Below are 20,982 nucleotides of genomic sequence, written 5' to 3' on the forward strand. Positions count from 1 at the left end.
CATTTGTTGTCAACACTTAATTTTGATTTTCTTTCGAAGTATTCAAACTCAAGTTTTATTTGACTCCCGACTCGTTGACTCGTTGCTTTTCAGCGCTGCTCTCCGTGTCGGTGGATGCGCATTATAGGGAGATCCGATTTAAGTGCAACCCTTTTTTTGAAGAAAATTGCGAAAAAACGTTTGTTCGAGCAAAAATAAAGCGAAACGTCTATTTTTGACACTTTTACTTATCTTTTTGCAGTTTTTTCATACTAGAGTTTTACAATTCAACACTCTACACTAGTGACACAAGACACGAGAGATGAGTAATCTAGGCATGCTTAGAAGTTATAAAGGTAAATCCCCACGCTTAGCACAAGGCGTTTATATTGATGAGTCATCCGTTTTGGTTGGCGATATAGAAGTTGGCGAAGACAGCAGCGTTTGGCCATTGGTTGCAGCCAGAGGCGATGTTAACTACATCAAGATAGGTAAACGAACCAATGTTCAAGACGGCAGCGTACTGCATTTAACAAGAAAGAGCGCTTCAGTACCTGACGGTTACCCGCTTATTATTGGTGATGATGTGACTGTTGGTCATAAAGTCATGCTGCATGGTTGCAAACTTGGTAATCGTATTCTCGTGGGTATGGGTGCAATTATTATGGATAACGTCACCGTAGGAGATGACGTTATCATTGGTGGTGGTGCACTTGTCCCGCCTAATAAGAACCTTGAGTCCGGTTTTTTATATGTCGGCAGTCCGGTAAAACAAGCAAGACCCCTCACCGAACAAGAGCTACAATTTTTAAAAGTGTCTGCTCAAAATTATGTGGAGTTGAAAGATGAATATTTAGAGGAAAGCTAAGCTTACCTCTCCTGCCTCATTAAACGCTTCATCTTCAATTAACTGCTCAGCCTGCATTTCATAATCAAATTGATGCTGAGCAAAGTGCGCTAATGCAGCTTCCAGATCAAGCTCTGTTGTTATTTTACAGCGGATCAGCTGCCCACAGGCCATTGCTGTAAAAGTTAACTCACCTTGCTGATAACTGATGTCATCATTAAACAGTATTGCTTGATTCATATTCAACCTCTAATCAGCTTGGACGTTTTTGATGTATCAGGTCGTACACCTCGCCATTGATAAAATGCTTCAGCGGCTTGCTCTACTAACATACCGATACCATCGATTAATTGCGTATCTTGGTTATGTTGTGCGACCCAGTTTAAGAAACTTGTTTGTTGCTCACTGTAAAACATATCATAAGCAACCAAACAAGATGTAAAAACAGATGCGCAGATCGCAGGCACCTCTCCTGTAATACTGGAAGAGGTAGAATTAATCACAATATCAAATCCAATATCAGGAATACTATCTAGCCCACAGCCTTTAACATCCCCATAGGTGGCAAATTGCTTAGCCAACTGTATTGCCTTTGATTCTGTACGATTGCTCACTACTACCTGCTTCACTCCAGCTTGCAGGAGTGGATAGATACATCCTTTGGCCGCGCCTCCTGCACCTATCAATAAGATAGTCGCACTATCTAGCTTTACTTGATGATTGATCAGATCTCTTACAAGACCTTCGCCATCGGTATTGTCGCCTTTAACTTTGCCATCTTTTTGCTTGATCAGCGTATTCACAGCACCTGCCAATTTGGCTCGCTCAGTCAATGTATTTGCAAAACTAAATGCTTGCTCCTTGAAAGGTAATGTCACATTTGCACCGCTTCCACCTTCAGCAAAGAATGTCGATACAGTTTGAACAAAAGCATCTACTGGTGCCAAAATAGCTTCGTATTCTAATTGCTGCTGACTTTGTTTTGCGAATTGCGCATGGATTGCTGGCGATTTAGAATGCTTTATTGGATTACCGAATACCGCGTATTTGTCCATCGTTTTAGAGCGCCTTGAAAGAGTTATTATGAAACAGTTAATTAAACGCATCTTCAATAAAGATGCAACCACCGAACAAATAAATAGTGCTCCATCCCCAGAAAAAACCCCGTATGAAATCATTGGTGGAGAACAAGGTGCTCGAGACCTTGCTAATCGTTTCTACGATATTATGGCAACCGATCCCTACGCAAAACCGCTTTACGACATGCACCCACAACCACTAGACCGGATAAGACAAGTATTCTTTGAGTTTCTTTCGGGTTGGCTCGGTGGCCCAGATTTATTTACAGAAAAATACGGTCATCCGCGTTTAAGAATGCGCCATATGCCCTTTTCTATCGACCAAGATTTACGGGATCAATGGATGCACTGCATGAATAAAGCGTTAGACTTAGAGGTTGGTAACCCATTATTAAGAGAGGGGCTAAGACAATCCTTAGCGCAACTCGCTACACATATGATTAATCAAGATTAATAAAAAAGTACCAGTTATATTAAATTGCACGGCAATTTTGCGCTAGGTCAAAACCTGTTCTTGAGTAGAGACGCATAATCACTGTTCTAATTGTGAACAGGTGCGATGCGTGTGAAATCTATTCAACATAAAATTTATGCGTTACTGGCAGTGACTGGCGTACTCGTCCTCATTGCTAGTATTCTCAGTAGTAGTAGTCAACAAAAAACTCTCGCTGAAGAAACCGTCGAAAGTAATATAAGGCTGTTAGCTGACAATTACTTTGACTCGATCAATACCATGATGCTGACGGGCACCATGGCTAATCGCGAGATCCTTAGTGATAAAATTCGTAATCACCCAAATATTGAAGATGCCCACATTATTCGCGCAGAACTTGTGAATAAGCTGTATGGACCGGGTAACCCAAATCAAGCACCAAACTCACAAGTGGAGCTTGATGCACTTGATGGCAAAGAAACACTCGTCATTGAACAACGTGATGGCAATCGCATCATGACATACCTCAAGCCAATGGTAGCGATGGAGAATTACAAAGGGACAAACTGTTTAGGGTGTCATCAAGCAAAAGAAGGAGATGTGCTCGGGGCAGTAAGAATAAGCTACTCACTTGCTGATATTGATAATACTGTGCATAACAATACTTGGCTAAGTACGGCCTTGTTGTCAGGTATATTTATCACCACTTTTGTCATTTTAGGCGTGCTGTTCAGAAAGCTCTTCATTTTAAGATTAAAAACGCTTGGCCGTACCATGCGCTTGGCGACAACGAATAAAGATTTATCGTTGAGAATTGACGATAATGTTGATGATGAATTAGGACGTTTAGCGACTAATTTCAATAAAATGATGGATAGCTTTAAAGATAATATCTCTCAGTTATCTCATTCATCCAAAATACTGATCCATTCCGCTGAATCTATTTATGCGTCAGCAGAAACCACTGAACTTGCAATTCAAGAGCAAAAGCAAGGAACCGACTCTGTTGCTGCAGCAATTAATGAATTAGAAAGCTCCTCCAGCGAAGTAAAGAACACCACTCACTTTGCATCAGAAAAATCTGATAGCAGCAATCACCTTGCAGAAGAGAGTATGGCTGTTGCTAATCACACAGAGCAAAGTATTAACCAGTTAGCGCAAGATGTGCGACAAGCCGCTGAGCAAGTTTCTCAATTACAAGCGCAGACATTAGAAGTGGGTAAAGTTTTAGAAGTGATCAGTAGCATTGCGGAACAAACCAACCTTCTAGCACTCAATGCAGCGATAGAAGCCGCTCGCGCAGGAGAAGCTGGTCGAGGATTTGCCGTCGTGGCTGACGAAGTTAGAACGTTGGCAACTCGTACCCACGACTCAACAGATGAAATTAAGCGCACCATAGACAAGCTACAGTCTGAAGCGCAACAAACAGTAGCAGCGATGAGTGCTTCTTGTGAAGAAGCGGATGATCGTGCCAATCAAGTGAAAAAAGTCGCACAAGCATTAAAAGATATTTCGACGCAAATGCACGAGATTAATGCTCTTAATCTACAAATTGCAGATGCGACAGAACAGCAAAATTTAGCTGCGGAGGAGATAAATCGTAGTGTCGTGGCTATCAGTGATAATGCTGAACGCTCACTTGTTGACGCCCATGGTTCCAAACAGATCAGCGAAGAGCTACTCACACTCGCACGTAACCTTGATGACCAAGTACGTGGGTTTAAATTAAGTTAGGGGACCTGATGTTTGGATAGCTATTCTCTTCTTCAAACATCAGATTAGATAAATAAAAAGGAGCCTAGGCTCCTTTTTATCACATTGATAACCAGTTCTTTGGGGTGAGGTACTCATACAACTTTGCTTCGTTAGAGCCAGCCTCGGGTTGAAAATCATATTCCCAACGCGCCAACGGTGGCATTGACATGAGAATAGATTCGGTGCGACCACCGGTCTGCAAGCCAAACAATGTGCCTCTATCCCACACCAAATTAAACTCGACATAACGACCGCGACGATATAACTGGAATTGACGCTCTTGTTCGGTATAAGGCGTATCTTTACGCTTTTCAATAATTGGCAGATAAGCATCAAGAAACCCACTGCCCACCGCTTGCATAAAGGCAAAACTTTTTTCAAAACCCCACTGATTGAGGTCATCAAAAAATAGACCGCCCACACCTCGCGTTTCATCGCGATGCTTTAAATAGAAATATTCATCACACCACTTCTTATAATCACCATATACCTCGTCACCAAATGGTGTACACACGTCTTTTGCCACTTGGTGCCAGTGCTTCACATCCTCTAATACTGGATAAAACGGTGTTAAATCAAAGCCGCCACCAAACCACCAAATAGGCTCCTCACCCTCTTTTTCTGCAATGAAAAAGCGCACATTGGCATGGCTTGTGGGAATATGTGGATTTTTGGGGTGGATAACCAAGGATACGCCACAAGCGTGGAAGCTTCTTCCTGCCAACTCAGGCCGATGAGCGGTGGCAGATGCAGGCATAGACGCCCCAAAAACATGCGAATAATTTACCCCACCTTGTTCAATCACATTACCATCGCGGATGACACGGGTACGACCACCACCTCCTTCTGCACGCTCCCAGGCGTCTTCAACAAACTGAGCCTTACCATCAGCAGCCTCTAAGCCTTTGCAGATGTTATCTTGTAATTGTAGTAAAAAGGCTTTTACAGTCTCTAAGTTTACTTTACTCATGGTTTTATCCTCGGATAACAGCGCCTGTTATGGCATGTTTAATTACACTTGGGGAACGGTTTGCGCCTAATTCACCGTCAACATAATAGCCTATTTGATTGCCAAACTGCTTGCGCGCGTGCAGCAAAGAGGCTACCGGTGTTTCACCTGTAATATTGGCGCTAGTAGAAACAATCGGCTTACCAAAGCGCTGACAGATTTGTTTAACAATAGGGTGATCGGTCACACGCACCGCGATAGTATCGTGGCCACCAGTTAACCAATGCGGTGTCTCTGGTTTCGCAGGGAGTAACCAGGTAATAGCGCCAGGCCATGCTGAAAATATCTCAGCGCGTTTATCCATTGGAATTTTGTTATCATCCACATAGGCTAAACACTGACCGTAGTTATCTGCAATTAAGATTAAACCTTTTGCTATTGGTCGCGATTTAATCTCCAGCAGTTTAGCTACGGCCTCTTCGTTATCAGGATCACACCCCAATCCGAAAATAGCTTCGGTGGGATAACAGATCACCTCACCAGCTTGCAATGCTGATTCGGGCGAGGTTATTATCGAAGCTTCCGCTTTATCGTCATTTTTCACGGTATTTCCACTATCGATTGACATGACTTCTGCGGGCATTGTAACACAGCTTTACCAGCTCTGGTTTTCTCCACCAGCACCGGCCAATGGCAATCAGGGCAAGCATGCTCGATAGGCTTAGCATTCAAAGTATATTTGCAACTTGGATAACTATTACAACTATAGAAGTGTTTACCAAACTTATTTTTTCGCTGTGTTAGCTTCCCTTTTTTACACTTAGGACAATCTGGTAATTCCTGCGAGTCAGACGCATCCTCATGCCCAATATAATGGCACTCAGGATAACCGGTACAACCAATGAACATGCCGTAGCGACCATTTTTTATGACTAAATCTCTACTACATTCGGGGCAAGCTACACCTTCAAGTACTTTAATAACATGGCTATCATGATGCGCCAAAGGCCTGATATATTCACAGGTAGGATAGCTAGCACAGCCAATAAATGGCCCCTTTTTACTGTTTTTTATCACCAGCTCGGAGCCACAGTCGGGGCATACTTCATATTCTTTTTCTAACGCATGCTTCTTTGCATTGAATAACGCATGATCAATTTTACTCATGGCTCTATTACCGCCCTTTGTGCAAGTATGCGCTTAATATAATCACCTTGGTTTTGGGGTCAAGGAAATGATAACAAATCGCTTTGAATAAATATCTTAGGATTTGGACAATAACTGAGTAAAAACTGAGTAAACTTGAACTCGCGGTATCAACAAAAATACCTAAGCTCAAGAAGCGCAATATCACGCTAGTCAGAAGTTATTTCCTAATACCTGGCAAATTTGTGCGTTGTTTGTGCGTCAGTAACTAGCCTATTACGAACAAATCTAACGCAGTAGTAAGGGACAACAGCGACTAGAGAACAAGTTATTATTCTGAGTTCAAGTTGAGTAAACTCACTATTTTTAAGTCCTAAGTCGCTAGTGCTAAAACGAGCTGCGTGAAAGACATGAGCTATACCAATTATCTAAGGCTCAGGCAAAATAGGTGGTTGTGGTCGTCATTGCACTTAAAGCACATCCAACGACCTCTGCTTGTCATGGTAGAGTAAAACCGTTCGATTACTCTGTTAATGCACAACTGATGCAGGCTCTGTAAAAATAAGATCCTCCATTTGCGCATAAGCATGCTCTTTACCTGGTACATTAAATAGTACCATCAAGATAACCCACTTAAGGTCATCCAAGCTGATGTAGGTTTTGTCCAGAGCAAACAACCTATCCATCACCATCTCTCTGGTTGTACTGTCAATCACACCAACTTGTTCTACAAACATCAAAAAGCCTCTGCTCTCTACATCTAGCATATTACACTCGCTATCCGTGTAAATACGTGTGGCATGGTCGGGCTTGGCATTTAAGTAGGGGTATTCATCACTGTGTTGTAAATCTGCAAGCTGCTCTAACCAATCAAGCGCTTTATATATTTCACCTTGATTGAAGCCTGCGCGAAGGAGTTCATCGGTCAGTTCATTTTGTTCGACAAAAATTTCTGCTTCACTATGAATATAGTTCTCAAATAAATACATTAGAATATCAAACATCTTCTTAACCCCTCGCGAGTTTTATGTAGCCGTCTAATACACGCTCTACTTTATCTTCGAGTTCTAGGTCCAGTAGTCTGGCAACCACCTGCTCTACTGGCCACTGGGTCCTTTGCGTTAAAGTGTCAACGGAAGTCACTTCAAAGCCAAGGTTTTCTAATACAGGACACAGTTCCTCTTTTTGCCTATCTATTTCTATACTATATAGACTGTTTTCACAAAAAAAGCTCACTTCTTCCAAAATATCCTCAATATTCTCGGTAAGCTTGGCCCCTTGCTTTATCAAATAATGACAACCGCTACTTAATCGGTTTTTAATTGAACCTGGGATCGCAAACACTTCTTTATTTTGCTCCAGTGCATAGCGTGCGGTAATTAACGAGCCGCTTTTTATCTCAGCTTCAACAAGTAGTACACCCAAAGCAAGTCCAGAGATTATGCGATTTCTCCGCGGGAAGTGTGTACTGTTCGCGGAGGTGTTAGGCAAAAACTCACTGATAACCAGACCACGCTGAACAATATCATCGTAGAGTCGTTGATGACGCTTGGGATAAACCACATTAACCCCAGTACCAAGCACGGCAATTGTGCTCCCACCAGCATCAAGAGCACCTTGATGTGCTGCACCATCAATTCCTCTGGCCATGCCAGAGGTTACAACCAGACCGGAGCGACTCAGCCCATTTGCAAATTTACTCGCCAATTCAAGTCCCGTTCGAGTAGAGCTACGACTACCAACCACTGCGACTTGTGGTTGCGCTAGTAATGAGACGTTACCTTTACAAAAAAGTACAATCGGCGGGTTACAAATTTCTTTTAGTTGAGTTGGGTAAGTGGAAGAAAATATAGTGAGGATATGGATCTGCTGGTTTTGACAAAACGTGCTAATACTGTCTATTTTTGACCAATCCGTATGAAGCAAGTTATTCGCCACTTGCTCACTGAGTCCTAAGGCACACAGTTCAGGTTTATCTAGGGTAAACAGCTCATTAAGTGACAACTTTTTCAGTAAAGCAAGCACCGTTTTTACGCCAAGACCTTGGCATAAAGCCAGTGCCAGAACACAACTTTGTTCCGAATATTTCATACTCTCTCCTTGAGTTTATTGCTTCATTCAAGGAGAAGTTGAGCTGCTAATTGTCAGCCATTTCCTTGAACGCTTGTACGTAGTCACCGACTCTTATTGGTTCGGAAGTCGCCACAACCATGGCGTAGCTGAGGTCTTCATAAACTTTAAAGACCATAACTTCTCCTACCTTTTCTTTGGGCATATGCCATACGATGCTACTGTCATCATTTTCCTCACCAAACCAAGACCCCATTTGGGTGATCATTTTGTCGAGTCGAGACGCATCTTCAATGTAGCGAGGTCCATGTTGACTTTCTATAACTGTAGGCGATTGTCTAACAATATCAAGCACGTTGCCCTCTTTAAGCTGCGCTTTGCTGCCAACATCAAGCACCACAACACTCATGGTACTAAACTCTCTAAGCTTATTGTCACTCGCAATAATACGGCCACTTGTCTGTTGTTTTGGACGGGCCATTGAAAACTGCGCGGGATAGCTTTGCCCACTGGCGATAGGCAAAACAATATCACCAGCTCGTACTTCTTGTTTAGCCACTTCGAGATGAAGCTTAGCTGGTCTTCCGGCTTTCATATTACCCTGTTCAACAACATGACCACTTCCTACTAGCACAGCTTCTAAACCTAGCGTTTCATTACTATCCAATGCCCGATATGTATCACCGCGCCTATAGATAGCATAATGACCGCCTTTGACTAAATCCGCTTTGACATAAAGTAGGTGACCAGGCGACGCATTTTTCACATTTCGGTCGGCACCTAATACAATAGGGCTTTGGGCAAACTTGGATTCAGACAGAGTTTGCTCAAACCGCAAAAAAGGCTCCATCATTGGTAGAGGTAAAGTTGGAATTGCCGTCGACTTTTGGTTGATAACACGCACATGTGGAGAGAGCTTTTTTATCCCTTTATCCAATATCAACATTGGATTTCCGTGTGCATCGTACTGCAACTTAAGATTATCACCAGGATAGATTAAATCAGGATTTGCAATATTTGGATTCCACTGCCATAGCTGCTTCCACTTCCATGGGGAGCGCAGGTACATTTTAGAAATATCCCACAAAGTATCGCCTTTTTTCACCACATAATGTTGCGGTGCATCAGCTTTCACTGTCAAGGGCTCTGCTTTTACTGAAAAAACAGTACAACTAGCGATCATTATTGCAGCAATCGGATATTTCATGATGGCTTCCTTGTGGTTATTTTTGCTTATTATCCATCAAAACCTGTTAAAGGGGAACTTGAATGGCTAAAATAAGACCATACACTAGCTTACATCAGCTTACACGATTAATTGATTTAGGGTAATCATGGCCATATTAGAAGTTTTAAAGTTTCCAGATGAACGTTTGCGTACCGTTGCAAAACCAGTAGCAGAGGTTAATGACGAAGTACGACAAATCGTTAAAGATATGTTGGAAACTATGTACGATGAGAATGGTATCGGCCTTGCGGCTACGCAAGTGAACATTCATCAACGCATTGTTGTTATTGACGTTTCAGAAGAGCGCGATGAACCGCGCGTATTAATTAACCCAGAAATTATCAAGCGCGATGGGTCTACCGTGAGCGAAGAAGGCTGCCTATCGGTGCCATATTCATACGCAAAAGTAGACCGTGCTGAAACAGTCACAGTGAAAGCAATGAATGAGCAAGGCGAAACGTATGAAATAGACGCCGAAGGCTTACTAGCCGTGTGCATTCAACATGAATTAGACCACTTAGTTGGTAAGCTATTTATCGATTACCTATCGCCACTCAAGCGTAATCGTATTCGTAAGAAGCTCGAAAAAGAAGCTAAGCTCGCTGCAAAGCAAGCCTAATCCATTACCAACTAACTGACTTTAGGGTATTTCGTGAGTAATCCTTTGCGTATCGTTTTCGCAGGCACGCCTGATTTTGCAGCGCGCCACCTTGACGCTCTTATTCAATCACACCATGACGTTGTGGCAGTATACTGTCCACCAGATCGCCCTGCTGGGCGTGGTAAAAAGCTAAAAGCGTGTGAAGTAAAAGTGTTAGCACAAAAACATGACCTTCCAGTATTGCAACCACAATCGCTTAAAACACCAGAGGCACAGGCTGAACTTGCGGCATTAAATGCCGACGTCATGATTGTTGTTGCCTATGGTGTGCTGCTTCCGAAGGCTATTTTAGATACACCTCGACTAGGCTGTCTTAATGTACATGGTTCGATCTTACCAAGATGGCGAGGAGCCGCTCCAATCCAACGCGCCGTTTGGGCTGGAGACAGTGAAACCGGTGTGACGATAATGCAAATGGACGAAGGTCTAGATACTGGCGATATGCTACATATTGCTCGCTGCCCTATAACCGCAACAGATACGAGTGCCGATTTATACAACAAACTTGCGCTGCTCGGCCCCGATGCGCTTATCGAGACGCTAGCACGCTTGTCTGCTGGTGAGATCACGCCAGAAAAGCAAGACGATACGCTAGCCAATTATGCTAAGAAGCTGAGCAAAGAAGAAGCTAACATTGATTGGCAAATGGACGCTGAGCAAATTGAACGTAACATCCGCGCATTTAATTCATGGCCGGTTTGCTTTACCAGCATGGCAGGTAACAGTGTCAAAATTTGGCAGGCAAAGGTTGTTGACGAACAAGGTGATGCAGGACACGTACTTCGCGCAGATAAGCACGGTATCGTTATTGCCTGTGGCACACAGGCATTAGAGATCCACACCTTGCAGCCTCAAGGAAAGAAGCCAATGTCTGCACAAGACTTTTTAAATGGTCGAGCTGATTGGGTAGCAATTGGCGCTAAGGTTGGTGAAGCGTGAGTAATGTTCGCGCACTCGCTGCCCAAACCCTGTTTCAAGTTGTCGATAAAGGTGCATCGTTAAGTGCGCAATTGCCACTTGCCACCAGCCAGTTAGACGGTAAAGATAGAGCTTTGCTACAACAGATTTGCTATGGCGTGTTGAGATATTTACCGTCTTTAGAGCATTACTGCCAGCAACTGTTAGATCAGCCCCTAAAAGGTAAGCGACGTGTTTTCCAGTTTTTGTTGTATGTGGGTATTTACCAACTTCAACATATGCGTGTCCCTGCTCACGCCGCGGTTGCTGAGACAGTAAACGCATTAACGCCGCTTAGAGCGCCTGGCATGAAAGGCTTGGTTAATGCGATTTTACGTAACTTCCAGCGCCATCAAGTCGAGCTAGAAACCAGTGCTACCGAGATCCCAGCTTGCTTATACAACCACCCAGGCTGGTTTATTAATCAACTAAAAGCAGCTTACCCCACTCAGTGGCAGACTATTTTAGAAGCGAATCAACAACAGGCACCAATGTGGCTGCGTGTTAACCAATCACAGTTTTCCACCTCAGATTATGCAGCTATGTTAGACCAGGCGGGTGTCGCCTATCAGCTTCATGGTGAATACCCAGACGGCATACTGCTTGATAGTCCAATTGATGTCTATGCCTTACCACAATTTGCCACTGGCGCTTGCTCAGTGCAAGATGCTGCAGCTCAAAAAGCAGCAAGATTATTATCTCCACGAAAAGGTGAAAATATTCTTGATGCTTGTGCCGCCCCTGGTGGTAAGACTTGCCATATTTTAGAGTTAGCTGACGCTAAAGTGACCGCAATTGATGCTGATGGCGCACGCTTAGCACGTGTGGAGCAAAACCTTGAACGGATCGGATTGTCGGCCAAATGCCTTGAGGGCGATGCTAGTGACCCTGAAGCCTGGTGGGACGGCGAATTATATGATCGTATCTTGTTGGATGTACCTTGTTCAGCTACTGGTGTTATTAGACGACACCCGGACATCAAATGGCTGAGGCGAGCTTCTGACATTGATAACTTGGTGACGTTACAGGCACAAATTATTGATAAAATCTGGCCATTACTCAAGCCCGGTGGCACACTAGTTTATGCAACCTGCTCGGTATTACCACAAGAAAACCAGCAACAGATCGCACGCTTTCTTTCTGCGACACCTGATGCTGAGCTTGTTCCTTTACATGATGCAGACACCAAAGCACAACCAGGCTTGCAATTATTACCCGGACTGAGCGATGGGTTTTATTATGCTAAGTTGATAAAAAAATAATATAACTCGACGCAATACATATGAAAATCATTATCTTAGGTGCCGGACAAGTCGGCGGAACACTGGCAGAAAACCTTGTCGGTGAAGAAAACGAAATTACCGTTGTTGATATCGACGGCGAGCGCTTAAGAGAGCTACAAGATAAATATGATTTACAGGGCGTGACGGGACACAGTGCACACCCCGATATCTTGCGTCAGGCTGGAGCTGAAGACGCAGATATGATCATCGCAGTAACCAGCTCAGATGAAGTGAATATGATAGCGTGTCAGGTTGCTTACAGTATTTTTAATACGCCAACGAAAATTGCTCGGATCCGCTCCGAGCAATATTTAAAGTATAGAGAAAAGCTTTTTCATAACGATGATTTACCAGTCGACCACTATATTGCTCCCGAACAGCTGGTCACGCAATATATCCGTCGCCTGATTGATTATCCGGGTGCCCTACAAGTACTCCAATTTGCCGAAGGTATGCTCTCCCTTGTTGCCGTAAAAGCATATTACGGAGGCTTACTTGTAGGCTATGCACTCTCTGCCCTGAAGGAACACATTCCTAACGTCGATACTCGGGTTGCTGCAATTTATCGCCAAGGGAAAGCCATCAAACCGCTAGGCACAACAGTGATCGAAGCCGATGATGAAGTGTTCTTTATTGCCGCTACCAAGCATATTCGGGCAGTAATGAATGAGCTACAAAAGCTTGAACGTTCCTATAAAAAAATAATGATAGCCGGTGGTGGTAACATCGGCGCTGGGTTGGCAAGCTCACTAGATAAGAATCATAGTGTTAAATTGATTGAGCGTAATCAAGCGCGTGCTACCCAGCTGTCTGAAACCCTAGATAATACTGTGGTGTTTTGTGGTGACGCCTCTGATCAAGAGTTACTTTCAGAAGAGCATATCGAGCAAGTCGATGTCTTTATTGCCGTAACCAATGATGATGAAGCCAATATCATGGCCGCGATGCTGGCTAAACGTATGGGAGTACAAAAAACCATGGCGCTGATCCAACGTGGTGCCTACGTCGACCTCGTTCAAGGGGGTGATATTGATATTGCAATCTCACCACAGCAAGCCACCATTTCAGCGCTACTCACACACGTACGTCGTGGTGATATCGTAAATGTTTATTCACTGCGCAAAGGCGCAGCAGAGGCAATTGAAGCTGTAGCACATGGTGACGAAAACACCTCTAAGGTCGTTGGTCGTACGGTTCGAGATATTAAGCTACCCCCTGGCGCAACGATAGGCGCAATCGTACGCGATGAAGATGTACTCATTGCACATGACGACACCATTATTCTATCTGGCGACCACGTGATCATGTTCTTAATCGATAAAAAACAAATTGGTGTCGTAGAGAAGCTCTTTCAGGTCAGCGCTTTATTTGTGTAAAGCGCCATAGTTTACGTATCGCGGTGATCTTGAAAAATCGATAAATCTATCAGGTAATCCTTTAACACACCACGGATCACGCCTGGCTCCGAAGTCAGGTGAATACCCAAAGACAAAATATCATCATGTTGGCGTATCTTTCGCACATCACCCTCTAAGGTAATTTGGTTTCCTTCTTTGCCCTCAATCAGTACGCTACATTTTGCACCTTCTTGCAAATCAGGCATATCAGCTGACGTTAAATCAAGCTGTAACCCTGATAGGGAAATATCTTTGATGACACCTACTTCGTTTTTATTACTGTGTTGAAAGTGAGCAGGAATAAGCGTTGGTACGCGACTTTGCGCACGTAGCTTGTAAGTTTGAATCTTTTCCGGGGGATAGAGGAAAATAAGCCGCGCGGGATGGACTGAAACCGCCTTAATCTGCGATCTGAAAGCAATAACCTGACCATCACCATTTTCGAGCAATGCTCTAACAATGACAGTGGTTCCTTCCATAACAAAGTCCAGCGCCGCGCCTAATCGCTTAGGGTTGGGATGGTTTAGAATTAAAAATGCTCCTTGGAGCAGACCGACATATTCTGTTTTTATTCTTTTACTGCTCGCCGGTAAGCAAATTTCTATATCAACGAGACTGCCTGCGCTGATGGCTGTGAGCAAACTTTCCTGCCCAACCTCTCGAGTTCTTAACATGATCCTAACCCTTCCTGAGTTTAACTCTACTGCTTTTGTATTGTAGCAGTTTTAGCGAAGGGTCATTTAAAACTGAATTAAGGTGAATTACAACACGTTCGCCATCAATGCTCTCAGCTATCATTTGACCTTAATTGATGTAGCCTCTCTTTCACCGCACTTGCCAATAAAATCCATTTTATGGTCAAGGCGACAGCACAAGTGTTAAAAGCAAACTTAGGTCACTTAATCAAAAAATGGCTTTTTAACATCATTGCACCGTCTCTTAATGTCATCATCCTGCTTTGGATCTCAAGCGAACTTTGTGGCATCGCCAATTCTTCAGCTTCAATAAAAAGCATCATTGGCTCACTATTACGTTTTGCGACGAATAAAATCCCGGATACGTCATGTTGAAACAAACAACCAGTATGATTTGGCGCAATTGTATCGAGTATTGCGGGTATTTGACGCTTTTGCCAAAGCTCATTTTCAGACACAACTTGTACAACAAACCGAGCACCACTTTCACAACCAATTTGATGATATAAGTCATATGCCTTGGGAGCCGTTGGTAAGTCTTGCTCCGCTTGTAATAAATAACCAATATCCCTTATCAGGTTGTTTAACTGTGTTACGCTTCGTTCTATCAGCTGCATTCCAGAACCTTGCTCATGGCTTGCGGCAAATCCTTCAATGACTCTAAACCCTTTATCTGAAAAGCGTGTGGCAAGCAAAGTCGTCACCTCAAAGTTAAATCGTTGTAAAAATACTGACATTTGAAAACCCCGAAAATCCGAGTTTTTAGTATTTTTATTAACTTTTTCTTTCTTAAGGATGAAATCGTAAGGCAAAAACACTTGGTGTGGGTATAAGGTGAGATGGGCGTTGTCAGTACAAGCCCATCGTTATTTGTCGGCTATCCACGCCAGAAGGTAGGTGTAAACAACACCAATAATGTAAATATCTCTAATCGACCAAATACCATCGCTAAGGTCAGTATCCACTTTGCAGAATCGCTAATATCACCGTAATGCGCTGCCACCTCGCCAAGGCCGGGACCGAGGTTATTTAGACAAGCAGCCGTTGCAGAAAAGGCGGTGATATTATCCAGACCAGTACCAAGTAATGCGACCATAATAATGACAAAAACCAGCGCATAAGCGGAAAAGAATCCCCATACGGCTTCGACGACTTTATCTGGTAGGGCTTTACGGCCCAGTTTAATTGAGTAAATAGCCCTTGGGTGAACCAAGCGGTTCAGCTCACGGATCCCTTGTAAATAGAGTAAGAAGACTCGCACCACTTTCATGCCACCTCCCGTAGAGCCTGCACACCCACCAATAAAGCTTGAAAAAATCAGCAGAATAGGAAGAAACAAAGGCCAACTTGAAAAGCTATCAGTGGCAAACCCTGCGGTAGTACTAATTGACACAGCTTGAAAAAGTGCCTGATCCAAAGTTTCGTCGCCCGTTTCATAAACATTATTTGATGACAATACCGCAAAGCAGATCACCACAAGTGCGAGTTGAATAAATAGAAAAACTTTAAACTCCGGATCTCGCAGGTAGACCTTGATGTTGCGGCTTGAGACCGCAGCGTAATGCAATGAAAAGTTAATTGCAGCAATCAACAAGAAGATCACACAAATAACATTAATTAGAGGGTTATCAAAGTAACCAATAGAAGCATCATAGGTTGAAAAGCCGCCTATCGCTATAGTAGCAAAAGCATGACAGATAGCATCAAACCAGTTCATTCCTGCAAGCCAATAGGAAACTGTACAAGCCGCTGTGAGTGAAACATAGATATACCACAAATGCTTTGCAGTATCGGCTATTCTCGGTGTCATTTTAGAGTCTTTTACGGGCCCTGGCGTTTCGGCTCGATACAACTGCATACCACCAACACCAAGCATAGGCAGTACAGCCACCGCTAAAACAATGATCCCCATACCGCCTAGCCACTGCAATTGCTGACGATAAAAGAGTACAGATTTTGGCAAGTGCTCAATACCTGTCAGTACTGTTGCCCCCGTTGTGGTTAGCCCAGAAAAGGCTTCAAAAACGGCATCTGCAAGTGAAAGATTCGGTTTATCGAGGAAAATGAGAGGTAAGGACGCGAATGTTCCCAGTACTAACCAGAACAATACAACGATTAAGAACCCTTCTCTGGCCTTAAGGTCGCCGTTTTCCTTGCGATTTGGATAGTACGCGAACAGTCCCATTAACACACTAAAGATGAACGCTAGGACGAAAGGTACACCACCACCATCTTTGTATATCAAAGAGACAATGGCCGGTGGCACCATAGTGATACTAAACAGGGCAACTAATTGTCCGAGAATTTTTATTATGGTACGAAATTGCATTTTGTACGCTGCACTTTTGTTATTTAACCAGAGGTTAATGAGTAAATGTAAAGAAGTAGAGCCTACTCCTTGAGGTGTTTAAATAATACAACACCATTGGTTAATTCATAAATAGCATCAATAATTTGTTGTGTCTGTCGACTATCGACAGAAAGCTGCCACGCAATATTGGCACCATACGTTTTATCACTGTGTAGCACCGTAAATTGGCTTTGTAACAACTGCTCTATCACCCCCTGAAGATGGTAATCACTCTGGCCAACAATGATAGAAGCAGGTACTTTTTTGCTTGTTTTGAGTATAGCCAAAGCATTATTGAGGGTTCCACCATATGCCCTTACTAAACCGCCTGTGCCTAGCTTGATACCACCAAAATATCGTGTGGTTACTGCCGTTATTTCTCCAAGGCCAGAACCCAACAAAACATTTAGCATTGGCTTACCCGCAGTGCCATTTGGCTCGCCATCATCAGAAAAACCTAATATATGACTTCCTCCTGGTGCCCCAGCAATGTGCGCCCAACAGTTGTGACGCGCATCTGGATACTGCTCATTGATGTGTTTAATAAATGCTTTGGCATCCTCAATAGTTGGGGTATGCGCCAAATGGACAATAAACGCGCTTTTCTTTATTTCTTCGTGATGACTAATTGTTTCACTGGGGATGAAATATTCTGACATACTGCTCCAAACTAAAAGGGAGCCAATTGGCTCCCAAATATACTGATAGTTAGTACTCGCTAGCAGATCACTCTAGACCGAGATCTCTGGTCATATTTTCTAGCCTATCTTCATGAACAATGATGTTGTCCTCAATACGGATACCACCATATGGTTTCAGCGCATCAATTTTATCCCAATTAATGTACTGTTTGTTGTTTGTTTGCGCCAAATCTTCTAATAATGAATCAATGAAGTATAGGCCAGGTTCAATGGTGAATACTTGATTTGCTTCAATTTTACGGGTACAGCGCAAGAATGGGTGACCTTCGGGTGGCGCTTGATGCGTGCCCGCTTCATCCGCCATAAACCCGCCCATATCGTGTACCTGTAGACCTATGTGGTGACCGAGACCATGAGGGAAGAATGTTGATGTAATGCCTTTTTCAACTATCGCTTGTGCATCTAGCTTAACAATATCAAAGTCACTAAGTACTTGCGCCACACGATGATGACAATCGATATGCAGCTCACCGTATAGTTTGCCCGGTTGTAATGCTTTACCCAACTCAATTTGGTGATCGTTCATGACTTTCACCAACTCGGCAAATTCACCTTGCTTAGCGAAATCATAGGTTCGCGTAATGTCAGAGGCATAGCCATTGTAGTTAGCTCCTGCATCAATCAAAAACGATAAATGCTGACTCGGCGCTTTACGCTCAAAATGGGTATAGTGCAAGATGGCACAGTTTTCATTCAGTGCGACGATATTACCGTAAGGTGTATCGTTTTCCATGTGTTGAGTCGCATTGAGATACGCTTGTTGGATTTCAAATTCAGAGCCACCAGCAAAAAACGCTTCTCGTGCAGCCACATGACCTAGCACACCTAGGCGACTTGCTTCACGTAAACATGCCATTTCGTATTGGGTTTTATAGGCACGATGATAATGTAGAAAGTTCATTACCGGCTCAGGGTTCACCTGAGTAAAGCCTAGCGCTTGTGCAACTTCTAAATACTCACCGATGTAGGCATAATTTGCTTTGTCGTAAGGCAATAACTGCTCAACTTGGTCCGGCTTAACTAAGAGCTGAATATCAAAATACTCAGCCCAGAAGTCTCTTGGCTCATCTGGCACTTTGTGCCAAAAATCAACCGGACGATAGAAGATAAGCTTAGGTTTATCATTGCCGTTAACCACAATCCAGCAATGCGGGTTATCAATAACAGGTAACCAAGCTTTAAATTGTGGGTTAACTTTAAACGGATAGTACATATCATCAAGGAACTGACGCTTAGCTTGACCAGAGTGGATCACAAGCCCATCTAGTCCTTCTCTGTCTACTATCGTTTTTGTACGCTGTTGCAAAGTGGCAATATGCTCTGCGTATAAATTTGCTAACTTATCCATGGGTTACCCATTTTCAAAAATTCACATGCTTTCGAGTCTATCATAGCTGTTACCTAAAAACGACGAACTGAGTCTAATACCAGCCATGTGCGGTTACTTCACAATTTTCATCTCTAAAATATCAGCTAAGATATTGCCATCTCGACCAAGGCGAGTGTGATACACCTGTCGATATGCCATCACATTTTTCACGTAATCTCGTGTTTCTTTATACGGAATTAGCTCTATCCACAGCTCAGCAGGCATAGCCTCTGAAGGTAACCAACGTTTTATTCGGTGGTAGCCTGCGTTATAAGATGCGGTTGCTAAAATCTCATTACCGGCATTTTTACGCTTTAAGTACTCCAAATAACTAGTCCCAAGGCGGATATTGGTTGCAGGTTGATAAAGCCGCTTTTTTGTCACGCGTTTACGGTTGTTAACGTACTTTGCCGTACTTGGAAGTAACTGCATTAAGCCATGGGCATCGGCGCTAGAGCGAGCGTCAGGTGCAAAGGAACTCTCTCGACGCGCAATCGCAATACTCCAAGCAAGGTCAACGCGATGGCGTTTACTGTACTTTGAAAATAGGTCTTTAAATGCCATCGGGAAGCGTAAATCCACATAATCCCAAGCTTTGATTTGGGCTAGCGTAAAAATGGTGCTGTCATACCAATCGAACTCGGCAGCCAATACAGATGCTGCGAGCTTTTCATCTTTACTTGAGGTATTGGTTAAGTAGTTCCACTCTCTTCGCGCTTGAGTATAACGTTCTAACTCATACAACGCTTTAGCACGTTTAAACCCTGGCGCTTGAGATACTTGATCAACAATAGCAGCGTCAATTTCTAGCGGCAGCTCATTTAAAGATACGGGTAAACCCAATCGCGCAGCGGCTAAAAATCCGTAGTAATCACGCTCCTTGGCAAGTTGCTGCCAAATCACATTTGCGCCAGCAATATTTCCTCGCTTTGACAAGCTAAAAGCCAACCAATATTGCTGTGCGTTACTGAGTTGCTCATGGCCCACAAATAACGCCGAAATACCTTCCCAGTCCTGCTCTTTTAGCAAATTGCTCATCAGCCATTGCAAGAGCTTTTTATCCTGTAGTGACTTTGGCACCTTATTCAACCAAAACCGTGCGTCTTTGTGACCTTTTGACGCCAGCGCCAATGCAAAGCGATATGCCACACTGTCTTTTTGTTGCTGCGAGAAACTGAACATGTTTTGCATTTTCTGCCATGCTCGCAGCGCCAAGTCAGGATCGCGCCAAATCAGTCTGCGGACACCGTATACCGCTATTTCAGACTCTTTTACGGTGCGCTTTTTAAAGCGGTACAAGCCCGCCGCCGCACTAGGGTCTTGACGTACCGTTTTATATAGCTGGGCTAAGTAGGCTTCGTGCTTTGGTAGTAACTTTTGAAGATAGTCCAACAGGGATGTTTGCCCTGACTGTGCAGCATTAGAAACTCGCTGCCACACCCGCTCTGAGGTTCTATACCCGGCTTTTTGCCACGCCCTAAAAAGCCCATCGCATGCTCTTGGCTGGGATTTTCCAACAGTCCAAATATCGGCAACTTGATCTAAGATTGCTTTTTTCGGTGCACCTAAATCAAGCTGATAAGACAAATAAGTACACTTCAGCTCCACATCACTTGTCTCTCGGTAAAACTCGATAAAGCGCGCTTTCTTTTTGTGTCGCTTTAGATACTCCAACCAAGCCGAACGCACCGGCCACTCGAGTGGTGTGTGCTCGTATATAGTTAGAAAGTGCTGGATTTCTTGTTGATATTTCAACCTAGGATGGCGCTGATAAAATGCCATTTCCACATAAGGCTTAAGCGGATGGTCAAGCTGCGCTATGGCTGCTGTAAAATTGTTATAGTTGCCAGACCAAGCAATACGCTCAGCCTGTTTAAATTCATCATGAGTGCTCTGAGCTGCACCAAGACAGCTTACGAAACATAAACTGCCCACAGCTAGGCGACGTAACCAATGTGTCATGCAAACCCTTTTCAATCTGCTAAAAACAATTCACACCGAAATTGAAATACAGCCAAAGTATGCTTATCTAAAGGCGGCGTAAAACAACGGCTACTTTGGCTTGTAATTTGCGGTTCAGCTC

Annotated in this window: 21 protein-coding genes; 7 read left to right on the forward strand and 14 right to left on the reverse strand. The window is 43.6% G+C overall.

What is annotated here, in order from left to right:
* Positions 1–301: 301 nt before the first annotated feature.
* Positions 302–847, forward strand: coding sequence for a gamma carbonic anhydrase family protein (locus HUZ36_RS12390; RefSeq protein WP_147391422.1), 546 nt, complete (start codon positions 302–304; stop codon positions 845–847).
* Here HUZ36_RS12390 and HUZ36_RS12395 read toward each other — a convergent pair.
* Together HUZ36_RS12395 and aroE are read right to left on the reverse strand one after the other, a co-directional pair.
* Entirely contained in the window at positions 833–1,066 is a 234-nt protein-coding gene (locus tag HUZ36_RS12395; RefSeq protein WP_125253689.1) for a DUF1488 family protein, read from the reverse strand. The genes HUZ36_RS12390 and HUZ36_RS12395 overlap by 15 nt on opposite strands.
* A gap of 2 nt (positions 1,067–1,068) precedes the next feature.
* Entirely contained in the window at positions 1,069–1,881 is an 813-nt protein-coding gene (gene aroE / locus HUZ36_RS12400) for a shikimate dehydrogenase (RefSeq protein ID WP_147391423.1), read from the reverse strand.
* Positions 1,882–1,909: 28 nt separating this feature from the next.
* On the opposite strand from aroE, the gene HUZ36_RS12405 reads away from it, so the two are divergent.
* A complete protein-coding gene (locus HUZ36_RS12405; RefSeq protein ID WP_176033017.1) occupies positions 1,910–2,359 on the forward strand; it encodes a group II truncated hemoglobin in 450 nt (149 codons plus the stop codon).
* Between the two features lie 105 nt (positions 2,360–2,464).
* Positions 2,465–4,072, forward strand: coding sequence for a methyl-accepting chemotaxis protein (locus HUZ36_RS12410; protein ID WP_125253686.1), 1,608 nt, complete (start codon positions 2,465–2,467; stop codon positions 4,070–4,072).
* A gap of 79 nt (positions 4,073–4,151) precedes the next feature.
* On the opposite strand, the gene hemF is transcribed toward HUZ36_RS12410, so the two are convergent.
* The 6 genes from hemF to HUZ36_RS12440 form a co-directional block, all read right to left on the reverse strand.
* The gene (gene hemF, locus HUZ36_RS12415) at positions 4,152–5,063 is read right to left on the reverse strand and encodes an oxygen-dependent coproporphyrinogen oxidase (RefSeq protein ID WP_125253685.1); all 912 of its coding nucleotides are present in this window, start codon (positions 5,061–5,063) and stop codon (positions 4,152–4,154) included.
* A gap of 4 nt (positions 5,064–5,067) precedes the next feature.
* The gene (locus tag HUZ36_RS12420) at positions 5,068–5,646 is read right to left on the reverse strand and encodes an L-threonylcarbamoyladenylate synthase (protein WP_128732405.1); all 579 of its coding nucleotides are present in this window, start codon (positions 5,644–5,646) and stop codon (positions 5,068–5,070) included.
* Positions 5,643–6,209, reverse strand: coding sequence for a DNA topoisomerase family protein (locus HUZ36_RS12425; protein WP_125253684.1), 567 nt, complete (start codon positions 6,207–6,209; stop codon positions 5,643–5,645). The genes HUZ36_RS12420 and HUZ36_RS12425 overlap by 4 nt, the downstream gene beginning before the upstream one ends.
* A gap of 509 nt (positions 6,210–6,718) precedes the next feature.
* Positions 6,719–7,192 carry a DUF494 family protein gene (locus tag HUZ36_RS12430; protein WP_125253683.1) on the reverse strand — a complete coding sequence of 158 codons (474 nt, stop codon included), beginning with the start codon at positions 7,190–7,192 and terminating at the stop codon, positions 6,719–6,721.
* A 4-nt stretch (positions 7,193–7,196) separates the two neighbouring features.
* A complete protein-coding gene (gene dprA / locus HUZ36_RS12435) occupies positions 7,197–8,279 on the reverse strand; it encodes a DNA-processing protein DprA (protein ID WP_176033019.1) in 1,083 nt (360 codons plus the stop codon).
* A gap of 46 nt (positions 8,280–8,325) precedes the next feature.
* Positions 8,326–9,465, reverse strand: a complete 1,140-nt coding sequence (locus tag HUZ36_RS12440; RefSeq protein ID WP_128732397.1) for a LysM peptidoglycan-binding domain-containing protein — start codon at positions 9,463–9,465, stop codon at positions 8,326–8,328.
* Positions 9,466–9,592: 127 nt separating this feature from the next.
* On the opposite strand from HUZ36_RS12440, the gene def reads away from it, so the two are divergent.
* Genes def through trkA form a run of 4 tightly spaced genes read left to right on the forward strand, consistent with a single transcriptional unit; the run spans position 9,593 to position 13,763 of the window.
* Positions 9,593–10,105, forward strand: coding sequence for a peptide deformylase (gene def, locus HUZ36_RS12445; protein ID WP_125253680.1), 513 nt, complete (start codon positions 9,593–9,595; stop codon positions 10,103–10,105).
* Between the two features lie 33 nt (positions 10,106–10,138).
* Complete coding sequence (fmt, locus tag HUZ36_RS12450) at positions 10,139–11,086, forward strand: methionyl-tRNA formyltransferase (protein ID WP_176033020.1); 948 nt, start codon at positions 10,139–10,141, stop codon at positions 11,084–11,086.
* Entirely contained in the window at positions 11,083–12,366 is a 1,284-nt protein-coding gene (gene rsmB, locus HUZ36_RS12455) for a 16S rRNA (cytosine(967)-C(5))-methyltransferase RsmB (protein WP_176033021.1), read from the forward strand. The genes fmt and rsmB overlap by 4 nt, the downstream gene beginning before the upstream one ends.
* 20 nt (positions 12,367–12,386) lie before the next feature.
* Entirely contained in the window at positions 12,387–13,763 is a 1,377-nt protein-coding gene (gene trkA / locus HUZ36_RS12460; protein ID WP_125253677.1) for a Trk system potassium transporter TrkA, read from the forward strand.
* A gap of 11 nt (positions 13,764–13,774) precedes the next feature.
* On the opposite strand, the gene HUZ36_RS12465 is transcribed toward trkA, so the two are convergent.
* The 6 genes from HUZ36_RS12465 to HUZ36_RS12490 form a co-directional block, all read right to left on the reverse strand.
* Complete coding sequence (locus tag HUZ36_RS12465; RefSeq protein ID WP_176033022.1) at positions 13,775–14,458, reverse strand: PilZ domain-containing protein; 684 nt, start codon at positions 14,456–14,458, stop codon at positions 13,775–13,777.
* A gap of 221 nt (positions 14,459–14,679) precedes the next feature.
* The gene (locus tag HUZ36_RS12470) at positions 14,680–15,216 is read right to left on the reverse strand and encodes a hypothetical protein (protein ID WP_241651711.1); all 537 of its coding nucleotides are present in this window, start codon (positions 15,214–15,216) and stop codon (positions 14,680–14,682) included.
* A gap of 140 nt (positions 15,217–15,356) precedes the next feature.
* The gene (locus HUZ36_RS12475) at positions 15,357–16,808 is read right to left on the reverse strand and encodes a TrkH family potassium uptake protein (RefSeq protein WP_125253675.1); all 1,452 of its coding nucleotides are present in this window, start codon (positions 16,806–16,808) and stop codon (positions 15,357–15,359) included.
* A gap of 62 nt (positions 16,809–16,870) precedes the next feature.
* Positions 16,871–17,488 carry a YigZ family protein gene (locus tag HUZ36_RS12480; protein ID WP_147390599.1) on the reverse strand — a complete coding sequence of 206 codons (618 nt, stop codon included), beginning with the start codon at positions 17,486–17,488 and terminating at the stop codon, positions 16,871–16,873.
* Between the two features lie 67 nt (positions 17,489–17,555).
* The gene (gene pepQ, locus HUZ36_RS12485) at positions 17,556–18,878 is read right to left on the reverse strand and encodes a Xaa-Pro dipeptidase (protein ID WP_128732401.1); all 1,323 of its coding nucleotides are present in this window, start codon (positions 18,876–18,878) and stop codon (positions 17,556–17,558) included.
* Positions 18,879–18,971: 93 nt separating this feature from the next.
* Complete coding sequence (locus HUZ36_RS12490; RefSeq protein ID WP_176033023.1) at positions 18,972–20,861, reverse strand: transglycosylase SLT domain-containing protein; 1,890 nt, start codon at positions 20,859–20,861, stop codon at positions 18,972–18,974.
* Positions 20,862–20,982 lie beyond the last annotated feature (121 nt).

Origin of the sequence: Pseudoalteromonas sp. McH1-7, assembly GCF_013366255.1 — a bacterium.
GTDB lineage: Bacteria > Pseudomonadota > Gammaproteobacteria > Enterobacterales > Alteromonadaceae > Pseudoalteromonas > Pseudoalteromonas peptidolytica.